Origin of the sequence: Novosphingobium sediminicola, from assembly GCF_014196525.1 — a bacterium.
GTDB lineage: Bacteria > Pseudomonadota > Alphaproteobacteria > Sphingomonadales > Sphingomonadaceae > Novosphingobium > Novosphingobium sediminicola.
Window position 1 is genome coordinate 77,361 of the sequence record NZ_JACIDX010000004.1, and the last position, 22,141, is coordinate 99,501.

Below are 22,141 nucleotides of genomic sequence, written 5' to 3' on the forward strand. Positions count from 1 at the left end.
CGCGCCGGAGGCAAAAACCCTTACCCCTTCAACCGCGCCACAACCTCATCCCGCCCGATCAGCGGCAGGAGAGCGCCCATATCCGGCCCATGCTCCATGCCGGTGATGGCCAGACGCAGCGGCAGGAACAGCGCCTTGCCCTTACGCCCGGTGGCTTCCTTCAACGCCCCGGTCAGCGCGGCCCACGGCCCCTCGTCCCAATCGAGCGTGGCGGCAATATCGGCGGCCTGAGACAGGAACGCGCGGGCTTCCTCATCCTGCGCCGGAGCGTTGATCGGCCCCTTGACCACGGCCCACCAATCCGCCGCCTCGGCCACGGTGTTGAGGTTGGGGCGGATGGCCTCCCATGCTTCCTCGCCCACGCCCTCGGGCAGGCGATCGGCCACGCGGGAATAGGGCATACGGTGGATGATCTGGGCATTGAGCCGCGCCAGTTCGGCCTCGTCAAAGCGGGCGGGTGCACGGCCAAAGCGCGAGAGGTCAAACGCCTCGCAAAGCTGCTCGACCGAGAGCGCGGCATCGACCGGATCGCTGGTGCCAAGGCGGGCCAGCAGGCTGATAATCGCTTCGGGCTCGATGCCCTGTTCGCGCAATTCGGCCACGCCCAACGAACCCAAGCGCTTCGAGAGCTTGCCCTCGGTCCCGGTCAGCAGCGCGCTATGGGCAAAAGCGGGCACAGGCGCGCCAAGGGCGGTAAACATCTGCACCTGCGTTGCAGTGTTCGAGACATGGTCCTCGCCGCGCAGGATCTGCGTCACGCCCATGTCGATATCGTCGATGACGCTGGGCAGCATATAGAGCCAAGACCCATCGGCGCGGCGGATGACCGGATCGGACATGGTGGCCGGGTCGAAATGCTGCGCGCCGCGCACGCCGTCGTCCCACGTGATCGGCTCATCCCGGTTCAGCAGGAAACGCCAGTGGGGCGCCTCGCCTGCGGCCGCCTTGGCCTCATGATCCGCCTCGGTCAGCGCCAACGCGCCGCGATCATAAATCGGTGGCAGGCCCCGGCTGAGCAACACCTTGCGCTTGAGATCCAGTTCCTGAGCCGTCTCATAGCAGCGATAGACACGGCCGCCCTCGACCAGCTTGGTAAATTCGCGCTCATACAGGGCAAAGCGCGCCGACTGCCGCTCCTCGCCCTCGTAGTTCAGCCCCAGCCACGCAAGATCGGCCCTTATGCCATCAACATAGTCCTCCCGGCTGCGCGCGGCATCGGTATCATCGATGCGCAGCAGGAACTTGCCCCCGCTCCTTTGCGCCAGCATCCAGTTGTGCAGCGCGGTGCGGATATTGCCGATGTGGAGCATCCCCGTAGGGCTGGGGGCGAAGCGGGTTACGGTGGTCATGGGGGAGCTATAATCGGGATAGGGAGGGGAGGAAAGAGAGAGATGCCTCCGGCGGGCAAAGGGCCCCCGCCCTTTGCCCGCCGGAGGCACCTTACCCTCTAACGCAATCAAGCCGTCCGAAACGCCTGCGTAATCGGATAGCGCCGATCCCGCCCGAAATTGCGCGACCCCAGCTTGACCCCCGGAGGCGCCTGCCGCCTTTTATATTCGGCCAGGTGGAGCAAGCGCTCGATCCGGCTGACGGTGGCGCGGTCAAAGCCTTCGCTCACCAGTTGCTCGACCGACTTTTCATGCTCGACCAACCCCAGGAGGATGGCGTCCAGCACGTCATAAGGCGGCAGGGAATCGGAATCCTTCTGGTCCGGGCGCAGCTCTGCGCTGGGTGGCTTGGAGATGATATTTTCGGGCATCACCGGCCCATCGGGGCCAAGGCCGATGCGCGGCTTGTTCCAGTTGCGCCATTTCGACAGGGCAAAGACCGTCATTTTATAGACGTCTTTCAGTGGGTTATAGCCTCCATTCATGTCACCATAGATCGTGGCGTAACCCACGCTCATCTCGCTCTTGTTGCCCGTGGTCAACAGCATCGGCCCGAATTTGTTCGACAGCGCCATCAGCGTCACGCCCCGGATACGGCTCTGGATATTCTCCTCGGCCAGATCGGGCGCGCGGCCGGCAAAGGGGCTGGAGAGCATCTCGTCAAAGGCTTTCACCGCCGGGACGATCGGCACGGTGTCATATTTCACGCCCAGCATATGCGCGCATTCGGTCGCGTCGATCAGGCTCTCGGTGCTGGTATAGCGGCTGGGCAGCATCACGCACCACACACGGTCCGCGCCCAAAGCATCGACCGCAATCGCCGCACACAGCGCCGAATCGATCCCGCCCGACAGGCCCAACACCACGCCGGGAAACTTGTTGCGGTTCACATAATCGCGCAGCGCCAGCACCATCGCGCAATAGACATCTTCGGGATGCTCTGCCTGCGGCTCGATCTCGCCCCGGTCGCAGCGCCAGCCCTTGGCGGTCTTGGTCCAGCGGGTCAGAACCTCCTGCTCCTCCCAGTCCTTCATCTGCACCGCAAGGCTGCCATCGCCATTGACCACGAAACTGGCCCCGTCGAACACCAGCTCATCCTGCCCGCCCACGCGGTTCAGATAGGCCAGCGGCACCCCCGCCGCCGAGGCGCGACGCTTGGCCACGCCGTCGATGCGCAGCGTGTCCTTGTCGATCTCATACGGGCTGCCATTGGGGCACAGGAAAATCTCGGCCCCGAAATCGGCCAGATGGCGGCAGACATTGGGGTGCCAGATGTCCTCGCAGATCGGCACACCGATCATGGTGCCGCGAAAGATGATCGGTTCCGGCAAAGGACCGGGCTGAAACAGGCGCATCTCGTCAAACGTGCCGTAATTGGGCAGCTCATGCTTAAAGCGGATCGCCGCCACCTTGCCCTGATCCAGCAAGGCCACGCCATTATGCAGCGCCCCATCGGCCACAAACACGCTGCCTACCAGCATTGCCGGACCGCCCGCCGCCGTGGTCTCGGCCATCTTCTGCAATTCCGCCGCCGCGCGTTCGACCAGACTGGGTTTGAGCACCAGATCCTCGGGCGGATAGCCAACCAACTGCAATTCCGGGAAAGCGATCAGATCCGCCCCCGCCTCTTTCGCACGGTCGCGAGCGGCCAACATGCCTGCGGCATTGCCGGCCAAATCGCCAACGGACTGGTTCAACTGGGCGAGGGTGATTTTCAACGTATCGGGCATGGCCGCAGGTTTAGGAGGGGTTTGTGCGAATGGGAAGGGTGCAAGAGGGTTTTGTTTCATGCCTCCGGCGGGTTAAGGGCGGGGGCCCTTAACAATCCCGATACTGTCGGCGTGGCGCGTGAAAGGCTGCCTTGCGTGTGATTGTGGTGTTTTGATGATAAAGCCTGCGGCGCTTTTAAGCCTGAGCCCGCCGCGCCGCAGGCTTTACAAATCATACCCCAACACACAACCCTCGCCGCCCCACCCCATTATCGGGATTGCAAAGGGCCCTCGCCCTTTGCCCGCCGGAGGCACCTTAACTCCCTCCCTCAAATAACAAAAAACCCCGCCGGATCGCTCCAGCGGGGTTTCCTGTGTTTTCAGCCCGGCAAAGGCGAGAGGATTATTCCTCGCCCTTGTTCAGGTAATCACCGGCATCGGCGTCGAGGCCATGGGTTTCCCCTTCCATCGGCGCCAGCGGATCGACCAGACCAGCAGCCTCAGGCCCCTGAGCCAGTTCGGCCGCATGCTCTTCGGCCGCGGTTGCCGGAGCGATCAGGTGCTCCTGCAGCTTGCGATACGAAGCGCGCAGCGCAGCATCGCGGCTGGAGGCGGCCACGCGGATACGGTTCATGCCCGCGCCGGTACCGGCGGGGATGAGACGGCCCACGATGACGTTTTCCTTCAGACCGATCAGGCTGTCCTTCTTGCCTTCGACCGCCGCCTGCGTGAGCACGCGGGTGGTTTCCTGGAACGAAGCGGCCGAGATGAACGAACGCGTCTGGAGCGAAGCCTTGGTGATACCCAGCAGCACCGGCTTGCCTTCGGCGGGGCGCTGGCCTTCGGTCAGCTTGCCGTTGGTTTCCAGCATCTCTTCCAGATCGACCTGCTCGCCCGGCAGCAGCGTGGTGTCGCCACCAAACGTGATTTCAACCTTTTGCAGCATCTGGCGAACGATCACCTCGATGTGCTTGTCGTTGATCTTCACGCCCTGCAAGCGATAGACTTCCTGAATTTCCGCGACGAGATATTCGGCCAGAGCCTCCACGCCGAGAACTTCGAGGATGTCATGCGGGTTGGGCGAGCCCGAGATCAGGTTGTCGCCCTTCTTGACCCAGTCGCCTTCCTGAACGTCGATCACCTTGCTCTTGGGGATCAGGTATTCGACGGGTTCGCCTTCCTGCGGCACAATGGCGATCTTACGCTTCGCCTTGTAGTCGCGGACAAATTCAATACGGCCAGCGATCTTGGCGATCACCGCATTGTCCTTGGGAATGCGCGCTTCGAACAGTTCGGCCACACGCGGCAGACCGCCGGTGATGTCGCGGGTCTTGGCAGCTTCGCGCGAAGCACGCGCGATAACGTCGCCCGATTCCACGAACTGACCATCCTCGACCGAAAGCGTCGTGCCCGGCGCCAGCATATAGCGTGCCGCCTCGCCCGAACCTTCGTCCAGCAGGGTCAGACGAGGACGCAGATCCTCCTTCTTGCCGCGGCTGGTCGAGCGGTTTTCGGTGATGATGCGCTGGGTCATACCCGTTGCTTCGTCCACCTGCTCGGTCAGCGTGCGACCGTCGATCAGGTCCTGATACTTCACGCTGCCCGACTTTTCGGTGATGATCGGCGTGGTGAACGGGTCCCATTCGGCCAGGCGTTCGCCCTGCTTCACGGTCGCGCCGGTCTTGTGCAGCAGATGCGTACCGTAAGGCACACGGTGCATGGCGCGTTCGCGGCCATCGGTGTCGATCAGCGCGATTTCGCCATTACGGGCCAGCGAGAGCAGACGCCCGCGCTTGTCCACGATGGTCGGGATGTCGCGATATTCGACATGACCGTCGCACAGCGCTTCAAGGTTCGACTGTTCGTTCACCTGCGCCGCGCCACCGATGTGGAACGTACGCATGGTCAGCTGCGTGCCGGGTTCACCGATCGACTGGGCGGCGATAACACCGACCGCTTCACCGATGTTGACCGGCGTACCGCGCGCAAGGTCGCGGCCATAGCAGGTGCCGCAAACGCCCTGGGTCGCCTCGCAGACCAGCGGCGAGCGAATGCGCGCCGACTGGATGCCATGCGATTCGATCAGCGCCACCGCCGGTTCGTCCAGCAGCGTGCCCTTGGCCACGATCACCGAACCGTCCTTGGCAAGGATATCGTCGGCCAGAGTACGACCGAGGATACGCTCGCCCAGCGAGGCAATGGTGCTGCCGCCCTGAACGATCGCGCGCATTTCCAGCGCACGCTCGGTGCCGCAATCGTTGATGACCACGACGCAGTCCTGCGACACGTCCACCAGACGACGGGTCAGGTAACCCGAGTTCGCCGTCTTCAACGCGGTATCCGCCAGGCCCTTACGAGCGCCGTGGGTCGAGTTGAAGTATTCAAGAACGGTCAGACCTTCCTTGAAGTTCGAGATGATCGGCGTTTCGATGATTTCGCCCGAAGGCTTGGCCATCAGACCGCGCATACCGGCCAGCTGCTTCATCTGGGTTGGCGAACCACGCGCGCCCGAGTGGCTCATCATGTAGATCGCGTTGATCGGCTTTTGACGGCCGGTTTCCGGATCGATCGGGCTGGACTTCAGCTCTTCCATCATGGCCGCAGCCACCTGATCGCCGCAACGGCTCCAGGCGTCGATGACCTTGTTGTACTTTTCCTGCTGCGTGATCAGACCGTCCTGATACTGCTGCTCATAGTCAGCCACCAGTTCCTTGGTCTCGGCAACCAGCGCATCCTTGCTGTCGGGGATGATCATGTCATCCTTGCCGAAGGAGATGCCCGCCTTGAACGCGTGGCGGAAGCCAAGGCTCATGATGGCGTCGGCGAACAGGACGGTGTCCTTCTGGCCGGTGTGACGATAGACCTCGTCGATCACGTCGCCCACGTCCTTCTTGGTCAGAAGGCGGTTGACGACGTCGAAGGGCACCTTGTGGCTCTTGGGCAGGCATTCGCCGATCAGCATACGGCCCGGAGTCGTTTCGAAACGCTTCAGGTACGTTTTGCCGTCTTCGTCGGTCTGCGGAACGCGGGCGATGACCTTGGAGTGCAGCGTGACGGCCTTGGCCTCCAACGCCTGATGCACTTCGGCCATATCGGCCAGCAGCATGCCCTCGCCCGGCTCGCCTGCGCGGTCCATCGAGAGGTAATAGATGCCCAGCACCATGTCCTGCGAAGGCACGATGATCGGCTTGCCGTTCGCGGGCGAGAGGATGTTGTTGGTCGACATCATCAGCACGCGCGCTTCCAACTGGGCCTCAAGGCTCAGCGGAACGTGGACGGCCATCTGGTCACCGTCAAAGTCGGCGTTGAAGGCCGAGCAGACCAGCGGGTGAAGCTGGATCGCCTTGCCCTCGATCAGAACGGGTTCAAACGCCTGAATGCCCAGACGGTGCAGCGTGGGCGCACGGTTGAGCATGACGGGGTGTTCGCGGATCACCTCGTCCAGGATGTCCCAGACTTCCTTGCGCTCCTTTTCCACCCACTTCTTGGCCTGCTTCAGGGTCATCGACAGACCCTTGGCGTCCAGACGGGCGTAGATGAACGGCTTGAACAGTTCGAGCGCCATCTTCTTGGGCAGGCCGCACTGATGCAGCTTGAGTTCGGGACCGGTCACAATGACCGAACGGCCCGAATAGTCGACGCGCTTACCCAGCAGGTTCTGACGGAAGCGACCCTGCTTGCCCTTGAGCATGTCGGACAGCGACTTGAGAGGACGCTTGTTGGCACCCGTGATAACGCGGCCGCGGCGGCCGTTGTCAAACAGGGCGTCAACGGCTTCCTGCAACATGCGCTTTTCATTGCGCACGATGATGTCAGGCGCGCGCAGTTCGATCAGGCGCTTCAGACGGTTGTTACGGTTGATCACGCGGCGATACAGATCGTTGAGATCCGAGGTCGCGAAACGGCCACCGTCCAGCGGCACCAGCGGACGCAGATCTGGCGGAATGACCGGCACCACGTCGAGGATCATCCATTCGGGACGGTTGCCCGAATCGATGAACGATTCCACGACCTTGAGGCGCTTGATGATCTTCTTGGGCTTCAGCTCCGACTTCGTCTCGGCCAGTTCCTTGAGAAGGTCTTCCTTCTCCTGAACCATGTCGAGGCTCATCAGCATGTGCTTGACCGCCTCGGCGCCGATGCCGGCGCTGAACGCGTCTTCGCCATACTCGTCCTGATAGTCGAGCAGCTCGTCTTCGGTCAGCAACTGGTACTTTTCAAGCGGGGTCAGACCCGGCTCGATCACCACATAGGATTCAAAGTACAGGATGCGTTCCAGCTGCTTCAACTGCATGTCGAGCAGCAGGCCGATGCGCGAGGGCAGCGACTTGAGGAACCAGATATGCGCAACCGGAGCGGCCAGTTCGATATGGCCCATGCGCTCGCGGCGCACCTTGGTCACGGTCACTTCGACGCCGCACTTTTCGCAGACGACGCCCTTGTACTTCATGCGCTTATACTTACCGCAAAGGCACTCATAGTCCTTCACGGGGCCGAAGATACGCGCGCAGAACAGGCCGTCACGCTCGGGCTTGAACGTGCGATAGTTGATCGTTTCCGGCTTCTTGATCTCGCCGAAGGACCAGCTGCGGATGCGCTCGGGCGAGGCCAGACCGATCTGGATCTGGTCGAAGGTTTCCGGCTTCGCCATCTGATTGGTAAATTTGGTCAGGTCGTTCATATGTCGTCCCTCTAAGGGGTCAAATCTCTGGGGCGATGGGCGGGCGGCCCGTTAAGGCCGCCCGATCCCCTCACTCCGCCGCGTCGGCCAGATCGTCGCCATCCTCGTCAGTCAACGAAGACAGTTCCACGTTCAGGCCCAGCGAGCGCATTTCCTTGACGAGCACGTTGAAGCTTTCGGGGATACCGGCCTCGAACGTGTCGTCGCCCTTGACGATGGCTTCATACACCTTGGTGCGGCCCACCACGTCGTCCGACTTGACGGTGAGCATTTCCTGAAGCGTGTAAGCCGCGCCATAGGCCTGCAGCGCCCACACTTCCATTTCACCAAAGCGCTGACCACCGAACTGCGCCTTACCGCCCAGCGGCTGCTGGGTGACGAGGCTGTAAGGCCCGATCGAACGTGCGTGGATCTTGTCGTCAACAAGGTGGTGCAGCTTGAGCACATATTTCATGCCCACGGTCACCTTGCGGTCGAACGCCTCGCCGGTGCGGCCGTCGAACAGGGTCACCTGACCCGATTCATCCAGCCCGGCCTTGCGCAGCATCGCGGTCACGTCGGCTTCCACCGCGCCGTCGAACACCGGCGAACCCATCGGCACGCCGTTGCGCACGCTCTGGGCCAGCTCGACGATTTCCTGATCACTGCGCGAGCTCAGCTCGGCCGTGTAGTTGTCGCCATAGATGTCCTTGAGCAATTCGCGCACCGCTTCGGGGGCTTCGCCCGCCTGCGGGTTCGGATTGGCTTCGCGCCATGCGTCCAGAGCATCACCGATCTTGCGACCCAGACCGCGTGCGGCCCAGCCCAGATGGGTTTCGAAGATCTGACCCACGTTCATGCGCGAAGGCACGCCCAGCGGGTTGAGCACGAAGTCCACCGGAGTGCCGTCTTCCAGGAAGGGCATGTCTTCCTGCGGCAGGATGCGGCTGATGATACCCTTGTTGCCGTGACGGCCGGCCATCTTGTCGCCCGGCTGCAGCTTGCGCTTCACAGCCACGAAGACCTTGACCATCTTGAGGACGCCCGGAGCCAGCTCGTCGCCGCGTTCCAGCTTTTCCTTACGATCTTCGAACTTCTCGACGATCGCCTTGATGGCCGTGTCATACTGCGCCTTGGTCGCTTCCAGCTGCTGCTGGCGCGCATCGTCGGCCACGGCGAACTTCCACCATTCGTAGCGCTCGACCTCGGCCAGCACTTCCTCGGTGATGTCGATGCCCTTCTTCAGCCCCTTGGGAGCAGCCGCGGCCACCTGACCAATCAGCATGTCCTTGAGGCGGTTGAAGGTGGCGCGGTTCAGAATCGCGCGTTCGTCCTCACGGTCCTTGGCGAGGCGTTCGATTTCCTCGTTCTGGATCGCGCGGGTACGGTCGTCGATTTCGATACCGTGACGGTTGAAGACGCGAACGTCGACAATCGTACCGGCAACGCCCGGGGGCAGACGCAGCGAGGTGTCGCGCACGTCGCTGGCCTTTTCACCGAAGATCGCGCGCAGCAGCTTTTCTTCCGGCGTCATCGGCGATTCGCCCTTCGGCGTGATCTTGCCGACAAGGATGTCGCCCGGATGCACTTCGGCGCCGATGTACACGATGCCCGCTTCGTCGAGATTGCGAAGCGATTCCTCGCCCACATTCGGAATGTCGCGGGTGATGTCTTCAGGCCCAAGCTTGGTGTCGCGGGCCATGACTTCAAATTCCTCGATATGGATCGAGGTAAAGACGTCTTCCTTCACGATGCGTTCGCTGATCAGGATGGAGTCTTCGTAATTGTAGCCATTCCAGGGCATGAACGCGACCAGCACGTTGCGGCCCAGCGCCAGCTCGCCCAGTTCGGTCGAGGGGCCATCGGCAATGATGTCGCCCTTTTCGACGCTGTCGCCCACCTTCACCAGCGGACGCTGGTTGATGCAGGTCGACTGGTTCGAGCGCTCGAACTTCTGCAGCGTGTAGATGTCCACGCCCGACTTGCCGGGTTCAATATCGCCCGACACGCGGATCACGATACGGGTGGCGTCCACCTGATCGACGATGCCCGCGCGGGCGGCAGCGATCGCAGCGCCCGAATCGCGCGCCACGGTTTCTTCCATGCCCGTGCCGACGAAAGGCGCATCGGCCTTCACCAGCGGCACAGCCTGACGCTGCATGTTCGAGCCCATGAGTGCGCGGTTGGCGTCGTCATTTTCCAGGAACGGAATGAGCGAGGCCGCGACCGACACGAGCTGCTTGGGCGAAACGTCCATCAGCGTGATGGTTTCACGCGGAGCCATCACGAATTCGCCGTTCTGACGCGCGCTGACCAGTTCTTCGACGAACGAGCCATCATCGTTGGTCGCGGCCGAAGCCTGCGCCACCGTGTGCTTCTGCTCTTCCATCGCGGACAGGTAGACCACGTCCTTGGTCACATGACCGTCGATCACCTTACGATAAGGCGTTTCGATAAAGCCATACTTGTTGACGCGCGCAAAGGTCGAGAGCGAGTTGATCAGACCGATGTTCGGGCCTTCGGGCGTTTCAATCGGGCAGATACGACCATAGTGGGTCGGATGAACGTCGCGGACTTCAAAGCCTGCACGCTCACGCGTCAGACCGCCCGGCCCGAGCGCCGAAACACGACGCTTGTGCGTCACTTCGGACAGCGGGTTGGTCTGGTCCATGAACTGCGAGAGCTGCGAGGAACCGAAGAACTCACGCACGGCGGCCACGGCGGGCTTGGCGTTGATGAGGTCGTTCGGCATCACGGTCGAAACGTCAACCGAGCTCATGCGCTCCTTGACGGCGCGCTCCATGCGCAGCAGGCCGACGCGATACTGGTTTTCCAGCAATTCGCCCACCGAACGCACGCGGCGGTTGCCAAGGTTGTCGATGTCGTCGACTTCGCCCTTGCCATCCTTCAGGTTCACCAGTTCCTTCACCACCGCCATGATGTCGTTGGTTTCCAGCGTGGTGACCGTGTCCTCGACATTGAGGCCAAGACGCATGTTCAGCTTGACGCGGCCCACGGCCGAGAGGTCATAGCGGTCGGCGTCAAAGAACAGGCCCGCAAACAGCGCTTCGGCGGTTTCGCGCGTCGGCGGTTCGCCGGGGCGCATCACGCGATAGATGTCGGCCAGAGCGTGATCGCGGTCTTCGGCCTTATCGGCCTTCAGCGTGTTGCGGATCCAAGGACCGGTCGAAACATGGTCGATGTCGAGCAGTTCGAAAGCGTCGATCCCGGCAGCGTCGAGCGCCGCAACATTCTCCGCCGTCACTTCCTCGCCGGCCTCGATATAGATACGGCCGGTCGATTCGTTGATGACGTCATTGGCGCTGTAACGGCCAAAGATTTCCTCGGTCGGGATCAGCAGGGTCTTGAGACCATCCTTCTCGGCCTTGTTGGCGGCGCGAGGAGAGATCTTGGTTCCGGCGGCAAACACCACCTCGCCGCTGGTCGCATCGACAATGTCGAAGGTCGGCTTGGCGCCGCGCCATGCTTCGGCCACATACGGGATCTTCCAGCCGCCGCTCGCGCGGTTCCAGACGATCGTCTGATAGAAGTAATGCAGGATCTCTTCGTCGTTCAGGCCCAGCGCATGCAGCAGCGCCGTGACGGGCAGCTTGCGCTTGCGGTCGATACGGACGTTGACGATGTCCTTGGCGTCGAATTCAAAGTCCAGCCACGAACCGCGATACGGGATCACGCGTGCGGCGAACAGGAACTTGCCCGACGAATGCGTCTTGCCGCGGTCATGGTCGAACAGAACGCCCGGCGAACGGTGCATCTGCGACACGATCACGCGCTCGGTGCCGTTGATGACGAAAGTGCCGTTCTCGGTCATGAGCGGCATGTCGCCCATGTACACGTCCTGCTCCTTGATATCGAGCACCGACCGGGTTTCGGTCTCGGCGTCGACTTCAAACACGATCAGGCGCAGCGTCACCTTCATCGGAGCGGCATAGGTGATCCCGCGTTGGCGACATTCGGTGATGTCGTACTTGGGCTCTTCCAACTCGTAATGCACAAAGTCCAGCTCGCTGGTGCCAGCAAAGTCGCGGATCGGGAACACCGAACGCAGCGTCTTTTCCAGACCCGAGACGTAACCCACAGCGGGGTTCGAGCGCAGGAACTGCTCATAGGATTCGCGCTGGACCTGAATCAGGTTCGGCATCTGCGTCACTTCGTGAATATCACCGAAGATCTTGCGGATCCGGCGCTTGGCCGAAGCGCGGGAGATGGGCTGGGTTGCCATAGGGCTTGACTTTGCCTCTTTCGTTGGTGGCGCAGCGGATCTTTTTCGCGGAAAAAAGAGCCGTTAAGCCGGAAAATAATGCCATGCGCGGGGTAAATGGCGGCACCGACAAACGCACAAAAGGCCGCTGGCGAATCACCCCTGCACAGGGATGAAGGCCCGCAGCCTCTGGCGTCAGATGCAAACCACCGCCTCCTTTCGTGGATGACCCCCGCGCTGGGCCGCCCTTGCTCGAAGCGATGGAACCGGCGGGCATTAGGCGCGTGGCGGCGGTTTGTCAATTGTCGGAGGAATGAGGGTTGCCTCCGGCGGGCAAAGGGTCTCGACCCTTTGCAATCCCATGAATGGGGTGAGGCAGGTTGACAAGGTGGCGCCATGCCCGATGGGCATAAAGCCTGCGGCGCGGCAAACTCGCGCCAAAAGCGCCGCAGGCTTTAAATTCCCCGAAACCAAAGGCCGAACCCATAACGCAACGCCGACAGTATCGGGATTGCAAAGGGCCCCCGCCCTTTGCCCGCCGGAGGCAAAAGCCCCAAACCCCTACCCCCGCAGATCCTCAATCATCAACCCGGCGGTTGCCTTCGCGCTGCCCACAACGCCGGGAATCCCCGCCCCCGGATGAGTCCCCGCGCCCACCAAATAGAGATTCGGGATCACATCATCGCGATTATGCCCTCGGAACCACGCGCTCTGCGTCAGGATCGGTTCGAGGCTGAAGGCGCTGCCCATATATGCCGAGAGATCCACCTCGAAATCGGTGGGGGCATAGTGGAACTTGGTGGCCACCCGGTCATGGATATCGGGGATCAGGCGGCGGCCCACCTCGTCCAATATCCGCTTTTCCAGGATCGGCCCCACCTCGTCCCAATCCACCGCCAGCTTGCCGCGATGGGCCACCGGGACCAGCGCATAGAAGGTGCTGCGCCCCTCCGGCGCCATGGACGGATCGGAAGCGGTGGGATGGTGCAGATAGATCGAGAAATCGCGCGGCAGCACGCCATTGTCGAAAATATCCTCCAGCAGCCCTTTATAACGCGGTCCGAACAGGATCATGTGGTGGGGGATATGGGGGAATTGCCCCTCCAGCCCGAAATGGACGACGAACAGGCTGGGCGACCAGCGTTTGCGCGCCAGCGACCGGGCATATTCCACCCCGCGCGGCGTATCGCCCAGCAGGTCGCGATAGGTATGCATCAGATCGCCATTGCTGGCCACCGCGTCGAATCTTTCGCGCCACCCGCTCTTGGTTTCGACCTCATGCGCGCGATTGCCAATCGTATGGATCTTGACCGCACCATCGCCCAGCCGCACCGTCCCGCCCAGCCGTTCAAACAGCGCAACCATGCCCGCCACCAGCCGATTGGTGCCGCCCCGCGCCCACCACACGCCGCCGTCCTTCTCCAGCTTGTGGATCAGCGCATAGATGCTGCTGGTGGCCATCGGATTGCCGCCCACCAGCAGCGTGTGGAAGGACAGCGCCTCACGCAGCTTTTCCGATTGAACAAAACCGGCAACGCGCGAATAGACGCTGCGCCACGCCTGATGCTTCATCAGCGCCGGGGCCGCCTTGATCATGCTCTTGAAGTCAAGGAAGGGCACATGGCCCAGCTTGACATAGCCTTCGCGGTACACCTCGCCCGCGAAATCGAGGAATTGCTGATAGCCCGCCAGATCGCCCGGCGCCACGCGGTTGATCTCGCTGCGCAATTTGGCTTCGTCGTTGGAATAATCGAAATGGCTGCCATCGGTCCATTGCAGGCGATAAAAGGGCATCACCGGCATCAGATCAACATCGCCCGCCATGTCCTGACCCGTCAGCGCCCACAGTTCCGACAGGCAGGACGGATCGGTGATCACCGTGGGGCCGGCGTCGAACGTATGCCCGTCACGCTCCCACACATAAGCGCGCCCGCCCGGACGCTCGCGCGCCTCGACCAGCGTCGTGGCAATTCCGGAGGATTGCAATCGGATGGCCAGAGCCAGTCCGCCGAATCCGGCGCCAATCACACAGGCCTTTTTCATGTTTCCTCGGTTTCCCCGGCAAAGGCCGGTATCGTGGTATCGTGCAAAAGGCGCCTGGGCGCCCCCAGATCGGCCAGCACCCGCCCCCGCCCGGCCAGACAGGCCAGCGCCGCGATCAGCGGCACCGGCGGACGCCCGATCAGCAGGCGGAGCCGGTCCGCCCGGGTCGATTGCCCGGCATAGAAACGTTCAATCAACCTGTCATTGAGGCGATAGAAGCGGGCGAAGACCCGGTACCGCTTGTCCGGCCGCGCCGCGCCAAACAGCATCCGCGCCAGCAGACGATAAAACCGCCCCGAGCGCCAATGGGCCCGCGCATAATTCTCCACCGCCCCGGCAATCGCCTCGCCCGACATATCGGGCAGATCGGCAATCATCATCGCCACGCGCACCGCCGTCGGCAGCGAATAGCCCGTCAGCGGATGAAACAGCCCCGCCGCCACGCCAATCCGCGCCGCGCCATGCATGCCCTCGATCAGAGCATGGGGCTCACCATCGGCCACCACCGGCAACACGCCCTGCTCCTCGTCCAGCACCTCGGCAATGGTCCAGCTGCGGCTGCGGGCATAGGCCGCGATGCGTTCACGCAGGGCCGGAGCGTCAATGTCGGGCGTGTCGGAATAATAGGTGTCCTCGATGAACACCGTATCCTCCGAAAAGGGCAGGACATAGACAAAGCGGAACCCGTCAAATTGGGCGCGGTTGCCATCCATGATGATCGGCGAGGTGAGACCATGAGGCGCGCCGGTCCGCACCATCTGGCCCACGAATTTCTGCCATCCGCCGCGCAGCCCCGGAAAAGCCGCCGCGCCGCGCGCATCGATCACCGCCCCGGCGCGAAACTGCCGCCCATCGGCCAATGTAAAGCCGCGCCGGTCAAAAGCCGTCACCGTCGCCCCGGTCAGGATCGAGCCGGCAGGCAAAGCCTCACGCAGGGCTGCATCAAAGCGGGCGCTGGAAATCGTGCGATAGGGATTGCCCAGATGGCGGCGATTGCCGGAAAAGCGCACGCTGTGGCTGTTCCATTTGCCCACCACCAAAGGTTTGAGCAACCAACGCGAGGCCACCGGAATATCACTGAGGAAAAAGGACCAGAGGTGTTGCCCTCCCAGCTTCTCCTCACGCTCAACCAACAGGATGCGCAAATCGGGCCGCCGCGCCGCCAGAGCCAGCGCTACCAGCCCGCCTGCCAATCCCCCCCCGAGGATGGCAATATCCGTGTCATTTCCCGCCATGGGCCCAAGTCTATGTTAGCAACCGCTTTCCGGCAACCGACCATACGGGCATATCCGGGAGAAATTTCCCGATGGCCGGACCAGCGCCAAAACCGCGCCCAAAACCGGGAGCGGGCGCTTGCCAAGGCCTTCGCCTTCGCATAACCTGCCCTGCATATCCCCGGGGAGCCATGTGGCTGAGAGGTGGGCGTCACGCCCCACGACCCGCTGAACCTGAACCCGTTAATCCGGGCGTAGGGAGGGAAGCGTCTGTCGGCCCGGTATGGTGCCCCCCGCTCCTCCTCTCCTGACGCCGCAGAACATGAAGGCGAGATAAAACGATAAAAACAGGAGAAGGTATGCAAGAAGCTGGAGATCCGACTGCATGGAGCGCCCTCATTCTTGGTCTGGCCGCGCTGGCCGCGGGAGCAGGGGCACTTAGGCAACCGGGAGTTTGGCAGACCATGATCGGCGAGGTGGAAGGCTCGCCCGCCCTGCAATTCCTGTGCGGAATGCTCGAATTGCTGGTGGGCAGCGTGGTCTATCTGGCCAACCCATGGATACCGCATGACCTTCTCACCTGCATCATCAAGGCGCTGGGCGGATTGATGATGGCCGAAAGCCTGGCCATCCTGTTCGCTTGTGATCTTTACACCCAGATGTGGCTGAAAACCCTTGGCAATTTTCACAAGGGCTGGGCCGGCATCACCACTCTCATCGGGCTGGCTTTGACCGTGATCGGCATGGCCCGCTTCGGATAAACAGCAGAAAGCACCCCATGGCCGACATCAACTCCCCCCTTGAAATAGGCGTCACCACCGGCGCGATCCGTGGCTCGAAAAAGATCTACGTCCCCTCGCCCAGTCACCCGGAAATCAAGGTTGCCATGCGCGAAATCGCGCTGGAGTCGTCGGCCAATGAACCGGCCGTGCGCGTCTATGACACGTCCGGCCCCTATACCGATCCCAATGCCACCATCGACATTTCGGCGGGCCTTGCCCCGCTGCGCCGCGAATGGATCATCGCGCGCGGCGATGTCGAGGAATATGACGCCCGCGCGGTCAAGCCCGAGGACAATGGTCTGAAGGGGCCTGATCGCAGCGGCGGCGTCCCTGCCTTCCCGGCGGTCAACCCCCGCCCTCTGCGCGCCAAGGCGGGCGCCAATGTGTCGCAGATGCATTATGCCCGCCGCGGCATCGTCACACCCGAAATGGAATATGTGGCGCAGCGCGAAAACCTTGGCCGCGCGATCCTGAAGGAAAAGCTGGAGCGTGACGGGGAAAGCTGGGGCGCGGAAATCCCTGATTTCGTGACAGGCGAATTTGTCCGGCAGGAAGTGGCCCGCGGCCGCGCGATCATCCCCAACAACATCAACCATCCCGAATCCGAACCGATGGCGATCGGCCGCAATTTCCTGGTCAAGATCAACGCCAATATCGGCAATTCGGCCGTGGCCAGCGATGTGGCATCCGAAGTGGACAAGATGGTCTGGGCCATCCGCCACGGCGCCGACACGGTGATGGACCTGTCCACGGGCCGCAACATTCACGACACGCGCGAATGGATCATCCGCAATTCGCCCGTCCCCATCGGCACCGTGCCGATCTATCAGGCGCTGGAAAAGGTCGGCGGCATTGCCGAGGACCTGAACTGGGAAATCTTCCGCGACACGCTGATCGAACAGGCCGAACAGGGCGTCGACTATTTCACGATCCACGCGGGCGTGCGCCTGCCCTATATCCCGCTGACCGCCAAGCGCGTGACGGGCATCGTGTCGCGCGGCGGCTCGATCATGGCCAAGTGGTGTCTGGCGCATCACAAGGAATCGTTCCTTTACGAGCGTTTCGACGAAATCACCGAGATTATGAAGGCCTATGACGTGGCCTACTCGCTGGGCGACGGCCTGCGCCCCGGATCGATTGCCGACGCCAATGACGAGGCGCAGTTCGCCGAACTCTACACCCTTGGCGAGCTGACCAAGCGTGCGTGGGAGCAGGACGTTCAGGTGATGATCGAAGGCCCCGGCCATGTGCCGATGCACAAGATCAAGGAGAACATGGACAAGCAGCTCAAGGCTTGTGGTGAAGCTCCGTTCTATACGCTCGGGCCGCTCGTGACGGACATCGCGCCGGGCTATGACCACATCACCAGCGGCATTGGCGCGGCAATGATCGGCTGGTTCGGCACGGCGATGCTCTGCTATGTCACGCCCAAGGAGCACCTTGGCCTGCCCGACCGCGATGACGTCAAGGTGGGCGTGGTGACCTATAAGCTGGCGGCCCACGCTGCCGACCTTGCCAAGGGCCACCCGGCGGCGAAATTGCGCGACGACGCCCTGTCGCGCGCGCGCTTCGACTTCCGCTGGCGCGATCAGTTCAACCTGTCGCTCGACCCGGATACCGCTGAGCAGTATCACGACCAGACCCTGCCCGCAGAAGGCGCGAAAACCGCGCATTTCTGCTCGATGTGCGGGCCCAAATTCTGCTCGATGAAGATCACGCAGGAAGTGCGCGACTTTGCCGCCAAGCAGAACGCGCCGATTGAGACCTTCGCCGCCGCCGAGGATGCCGAAGCGGGCATGGCTCAGATGAGCGAGAAGTATAAGGAAGCGGGCGATCTCTACATTCCGGCTGCGGAATAAGGGGGCGTTTGGGATTAACGGAAGGGTCGGGGGCCGGGGTGGCTCTCGGTCCTTTTGTTTTGCGGTTTTTAACAGGTTAAAGGGTGCTTCCTTGTGCCAAACACCCCCTTCCCTAAACCCGAAAAATCGCGCAGCGATGAAACCCATGCATAACCCCACCGCCGATCTTGCCATCCGCCTTGCCCGCGCAGAATTTAACCGCGCGCTGGAACAGGGCGATCTCAATGCCATCACGCCTTTGCTGGCACCGAATGTGACGCTGATCACGGGGACGGACAGCGCGCTGCTGAACGGGCGCAAGGCGCAATTGCTGGCATGGAAGCGCGAGTTTTCCGCTCCGATTGCCCAGCGCACGACCTATCTGCGAACCACTGAGGCGATTACAATTAGCCAAATTGAACCAATCGCGATGGAGTATGGCGCATGGCAGGGCATGGGCGCGAATGGCAAAATTCAGGCTTCGGGGACTTATGCGGCGAAGTGGCGCAATCTGGCGGCCAATGCCCCGCAACCGCGATGGGTGCTTGAAGCCGAGATTTTCGTCACGCTGACGTGATCAACCGACCCGCAAGGGCTCTCAACCAACCCCGTCATAAAAATTCATAAAATTCGCCAATGTGGCCATTTCATTCATGGATTTGTCAGACGCGCCCTGCCATATCGACCTCGCGGCCTAGCCGGCTCTTTTAGAAGAGGCTACCAACCCGGCTGGGCCGCAACTCTCCCCACAGACGCATATGCAAAAAGAGCGGCCGGAATAATCCAGCCGCCCCTTTGTGCGTTTTCGGCACGTATCTCAGCATTCAGAACCGGCCCGATGACGGGCCCGGCCCTTACTGGCCTTCAACAACGTCCTTGTTGTCGAGGTGCTGAACTTCGTGCATGTCGAAGTTGACCGGAGCGCGGTTGAAAGTGCCCGACACGCCGTTCTTCGTCACCTTCAGTTCGAAAGGCACCTTGCCGTTATAGGCCGAGCCCTTGAGAACCTTGACGCCGTTCTGCACTTCCGAGGTGTAGGTGTAGGTCACGCCCTGGTAGGTGAAGCTCTGCTTGGGTGCTTCTTCAGCGAAAGCGACGGTGGGCAGAAGAGCGAAAGCGGCGGCAGCGATAACAGTCTTGATCATGGCAATATCCCCTATTTGGTTAGGAACAATTGCCTCGAAGCACCCTTTATGTTGTTGAATGCCGTTTAACGTGAATGGTGGGAATGTAGCAATTGCATTCACCAACGATATAATTGCATTTTTTGCAATTTAGCCAAAGCTTACCGATGGAAAATCTCCACCTATCCCGTTAGAATTCGGCATATTTTCGCCAAATACCCGAGATTGCGGGCCTGAAATGCCCTATCGCCCCGCATCGACCTTGAATAGGAATGCATACAAGTTCGTCCCGCCCTATCCGGCGAAAAGTGCCAAAATCGCCCCGACATTCCTACGGCGAATCACGTCACGTGCATCACCAAGAAACCATTATGGAATGATGCGTCGCAACATAGAACCATTACCCACCCGGATTCCACCCCGGCGGCGCCAATTCGAACCCGTCAAAGGTAAATCCCGGCGCCACCGCGCAACTGACCAACGCCCAGCCATCACCCGCGCGCGCCGATTGCCAATGCCCGGTCGGGATCACCCCCTGCGGCGCCTCGCCATTCAACACATCGCCGCCCAGACGGATCCAACGCACCGGCCCCGCATCCCCGGCCGCCACGCCCAGATCCAGCGCCGACCCGCTATGCCACAGCCACACCTCGGTCGCATCGATCCGATGCCAGTGCGAGGTCTGCCCGGCCTCCAGCAGGAAATAGATCGTACTGACGCGCCCGCGATCCTCGCCTTCGCGCCACAATTCGACATACCATCCGCCTTCGGGGTGCGGCTGCATCCCCAATCGCTCGATAATCGCCACGGCCTGCGGATCACGCCTTGCGCGTTCACTCATGGCCCAAAGCCTCCCACATCTGCCGCACCGCCTCCGGGTGGCACAGGTCCGTGCCCGGCGACATTACCGCCGCCGTCCCCGCCGCCATGCCCCAGCGGAACGCGCCCGCCGCATCCTCGCCGCGCAAAAAGCCATGGACCATCCCGCCAACGAAACTGTCGCCCGCCCCGGTCGCGCTTTTCACCGGCACGTCCAGCGCGGGCCGCACGATCACCCCGCCCGCATGGGCCAGCACCGCGCCCTCATGCCCCATGGACACGGCCACATGCGCCGCCTTGCCGCTGCGCACCATCTCCATCGCCGCCTCGCCCACGGCCTGCGCATCGGTCAATTTGCGCCCGATCAGCGTTTCAAACTCGCCCTGACTGGGCTTGACCAGATAGAGCCCGCCCTGTTCCAACGCAGCCGCCAGCGCCGGGCCAGACGTATCGACCACCACCCGCACATCGCGCCCGGCCAGAGCCGCCGCAACGCGCGCATAGAAATCCACCGGCACTCCGCGCGGCAAAGACCCGCTGGCCACCAGCCAGCCATGATCGAACCCCGCGACATGATCGAAGGCAGCCTGCCACTCGCCCTCGGCCACCAGCGGCCCATCGGGGACAAAGCGGAACTCCTTGCCGCTCGACCTTTCATAAACGGCCAGCGATTGCCGCGTATGGTCACGGATGGCGATGCGATGCCGGTCCAGCCCATGCTGATCCAGCAATTCGTCGAGCAGCGCGCCTGTCGCCCCGCCCGCCAGATAGATCACCTCGACCGCGCCAAGAGATGAAGCATGGCCCATCCGCGCCAGCACGCGCGCCACATTGATCCCGCCACCGCCCGGATCGTAACGCTCGTCATGCGTGCGGATCTTGTGGGTGGGAAACACCGCCTCGGCCTCGCAGGCGCCGTCGATGGCGGGGTTCATCGTCAATGTGGCGACGCGCATCCTTACCTCTTGCGGACAAATTCGGCGCGCAGCACCAGACCCTTGATCCCGTCATAGCGGCAGTCGATCTCCTGCGGATCGCCCGTCAGGCGGATCGACTTGATCAAGGTGCCGCGCTTCAACGTCTGGCCCGCGCCTTTCACTTCCAGATCCTTGATCAACGTCACCTGATCGCCATCGGCCAACAGATTACCCACCGCATCGCGCACCTCGACCGTATCGGCGGCGGCCTGTTTCGCGGCCAGTTCGGAAGCTGACATCCATTCGCCGCTTTCCTCGTCATACACATAATCTTCATCAGCGCTCATTGTCTGGCTCCTTTCATGCGGCCCTTGGCACGCCATCGCGGCCTTGGCCATCTTCGGCCTCTAGCGGGTAACAAATTGTCGCGCTTTGCGCTGTGTCAGCCTGTGTTCACGCGGATCATGGCAAATGTTACAACAGAATTTCAGACAGGCCATCAATGGCCGATCACCGAGGATAGGCACATGACCCATTCTTTGCAAAAAACCCTGATCGCGGCCAGCGCGATCGCAGTCGGCCTCTCTCCGGTCGCCGCCAGTTACGCCTCGGCCCAGATCGGCTCGCCCTATCCAACCGCATCGTCGGGCCAAACCTACTCCAATCAGGGGACCTATTCCAATCAGGGCAACTACCCCGCCCAGAGTGGCTATCCCAACCAGCCCGGCTACCCCAATCAGGCGCCCTACCCCAATCAGGGCGCCAATGCCCAACAGGGCGGCTATCCCCAGCAAGGCGGCTACGACTATCGCAATCCCCCGCCCGAGCCGACCGAGCCCCAAGGCTATGACGGCCGCACCCCGCCCCCGCCCCCGCAGGGCTATGTCTCGGGCGGCGAGGATTATGGCGCGGATGCCCGCTATGCCGCCGACGCGGAAAACTGGGCGCGCAACAATTGCGTGAAGTCGCGCGGCAACACCGGCGCGGGCGCCTTGGTGGGCGGCGTGCTAGGCGCGATCATCGGCGGCGGATTGGCCGGGCGGCATGACACGGGCGTGGGCATGGCGGCGGGCGCAGCCATCGGCGCCGTGGGCGGCGCGGCCGTGGCCAGCAGCAGCGGCGGCGAAACCAGCCCCGGCTGCCCTCCGGGCTATGTCACGCGCGGCGGCGCTCCGGCCTATGCCTATGTCCAGAGCGATTATGTCTATGCCGCCCCGGCATGGTATCGCCCGTGGGTCTATGTCGACAATGCGTGGATCTATCGCCCCTATCCCTATCACAGCTGGTATGCCCGCACCTATCGCCCGATGCCGCGCGCCTATTATGGCGGGCCGGGCCGGGGCTATTACGGCGGGCGCGGCGGATATGGCTGGCGCGGCGGATATGGTGGCCATCATCGCTGATCGTTGAAAGCCAGTTCATCAG

14 protein-coding genes and 1 riboswitch are annotated in these 22,141 nt (G+C 62.2%); of the genes, 4 read left to right on the forward strand and 10 right to left on the reverse strand.

Annotation, left to right across the window (positions count from 1 at the left end; genetic code table 11):
- Positions 1 to 20: 20 nt before the first annotated feature.
- The 6 genes from gltX to crtY form a co-directional block, all read right to left on the reverse strand.
- Positions 21 to 1,349, reverse strand: coding sequence for a glutamate--tRNA ligase (gltX, locus tag GGR38_RS06275; RefSeq protein ID WP_183623757.1), 1,329 nt, complete (start codon positions 1,347 to 1,349; stop codon positions 21 to 23).
- A gap of 107 nt (positions 1,350 to 1,456) precedes the next feature.
- Positions 1,457 to 3,118 carry an NAD+ synthase gene (locus GGR38_RS06280; protein ID WP_183623760.1) on the reverse strand — a complete coding sequence of 554 codons (1,662 nt, stop codon included), beginning with the start codon at positions 3,116 to 3,118 and terminating at the stop codon, positions 1,457 to 1,459.
- Between the two features lie 382 nt (positions 3,119 to 3,500).
- On the reverse strand, positions 3,501 to 7,778 hold the full coding sequence (rpoC, locus tag GGR38_RS06285) for a DNA-directed RNA polymerase subunit beta' (protein ID WP_183623762.1): 4,278 nt from the start codon (positions 7,776 to 7,778) through the stop codon (positions 3,501 to 3,503).
- A gap of 70 nt (positions 7,779 to 7,848) precedes the next feature.
- Entirely contained in the window at positions 7,849 to 12,000 is a 4,152-nt protein-coding gene (rpoB, locus tag GGR38_RS06290; protein WP_183623764.1) for a DNA-directed RNA polymerase subunit beta, read from the reverse strand.
- A gap of 540 nt (positions 12,001 to 12,540) precedes the next feature.
- On the reverse strand, positions 12,541 to 14,022 hold the full coding sequence (locus tag GGR38_RS06295) for a phytoene desaturase (RefSeq protein WP_183623766.1): 1,482 nt from the start codon (positions 14,020 to 14,022) through the stop codon (positions 12,541 to 12,543).
- The gene (gene crtY, locus GGR38_RS06300; protein WP_183623768.1) at positions 14,019 to 15,257 is read right to left on the reverse strand and encodes a lycopene beta-cyclase CrtY; all 1,239 of its coding nucleotides are present in this window, start codon (positions 15,255 to 15,257) and stop codon (positions 14,019 to 14,021) included. The genes GGR38_RS06295 and crtY overlap by 4 nt, the downstream gene beginning before the upstream one ends.
- 151 nt (positions 15,258 to 15,408) lie before the next feature.
- Positions 15,409 to 15,514: riboswitch (TPP riboswitch) on the forward strand.
- A gap of 81 nt (positions 15,515 to 15,595) precedes the next feature.
- Between crtY and GGR38_RS06305 the strand changes: the two genes are divergently transcribed.
- The 3 genes from GGR38_RS06305 to GGR38_RS06315 all read left to right on the forward strand — a co-directional run bounded on the left by GGR38_RS06305 (position 15,596) and on the right by GGR38_RS06315 (position 18,433).
- On the forward strand, positions 15,596 to 15,997 hold the full coding sequence (locus GGR38_RS06305; RefSeq protein ID WP_172342284.1) for a hypothetical protein: 402 nt from the start codon (positions 15,596 to 15,598) through the stop codon (positions 15,995 to 15,997).
- 17 nt (positions 15,998 to 16,014) lie between these two features.
- Positions 16,015 to 17,877 (forward strand): phosphomethylpyrimidine synthase ThiC, encoded by a 1,863-nt coding sequence (gene thiC, locus GGR38_RS06310; protein WP_183623770.1) that lies wholly within the window; start codon positions 16,015 to 16,017, stop codon positions 17,875 to 17,877.
- Between the two features lie 136 nt (positions 17,878 to 18,013).
- Complete coding sequence (locus tag GGR38_RS06315) at positions 18,014 to 18,433, forward strand: DUF4440 domain-containing protein (protein WP_425497041.1); 420 nt, start codon at positions 18,014 to 18,016, stop codon at positions 18,431 to 18,433.
- 277 nt (positions 18,434 to 18,710) lie between these two features.
- On the opposite strand, the gene GGR38_RS06320 is transcribed toward GGR38_RS06315, so the two are convergent.
- The 4 genes from GGR38_RS06320 to GGR38_RS06335 form a co-directional block, all read right to left on the reverse strand.
- Positions 18,711 to 19,001: a hypothetical protein gene (locus GGR38_RS06320; protein WP_168603106.1), complete on the reverse strand. Its 291-nt coding sequence runs from the start codon at positions 18,999 to 19,001 to the stop codon at positions 18,711 to 18,713.
- A 379-nt stretch (positions 19,002 to 19,380) separates the two neighbouring features.
- On the reverse strand, positions 19,381 to 19,821 hold the full coding sequence (locus tag GGR38_RS06325; RefSeq protein ID WP_183623772.1) for a cupin domain-containing protein: 441 nt from the start codon (positions 19,819 to 19,821) through the stop codon (positions 19,381 to 19,383).
- The gene (locus GGR38_RS06330; protein WP_183623774.1) at positions 19,814 to 20,755 is read right to left on the reverse strand and encodes a 1-phosphofructokinase family hexose kinase; all 942 of its coding nucleotides are present in this window, start codon (positions 20,753 to 20,755) and stop codon (positions 19,814 to 19,816) included. Before GGR38_RS06330 ends, GGR38_RS06325 begins: the two co-directional genes overlap by 8 nt.
- Positions 20,756 to 20,757: 2 nt before the next feature.
- The gene (locus GGR38_RS06335; protein ID WP_183623776.1) at positions 20,758 to 21,063 is read right to left on the reverse strand and encodes an alkylphosphonate utilization protein; all 306 of its coding nucleotides are present in this window, start codon (positions 21,061 to 21,063) and stop codon (positions 20,758 to 20,760) included.
- A gap of 180 nt (positions 21,064 to 21,243) precedes the next feature.
- Between GGR38_RS06335 and GGR38_RS06340 the strand changes: the two genes are divergently transcribed.
- Positions 21,244 to 22,119 (forward strand): hypothetical protein, encoded by an 876-nt coding sequence (locus GGR38_RS06340; RefSeq protein WP_183623778.1) that lies wholly within the window; start codon positions 21,244 to 21,246, stop codon positions 22,117 to 22,119.
- Positions 22,120 to 22,141 lie beyond the last annotated feature (22 nt).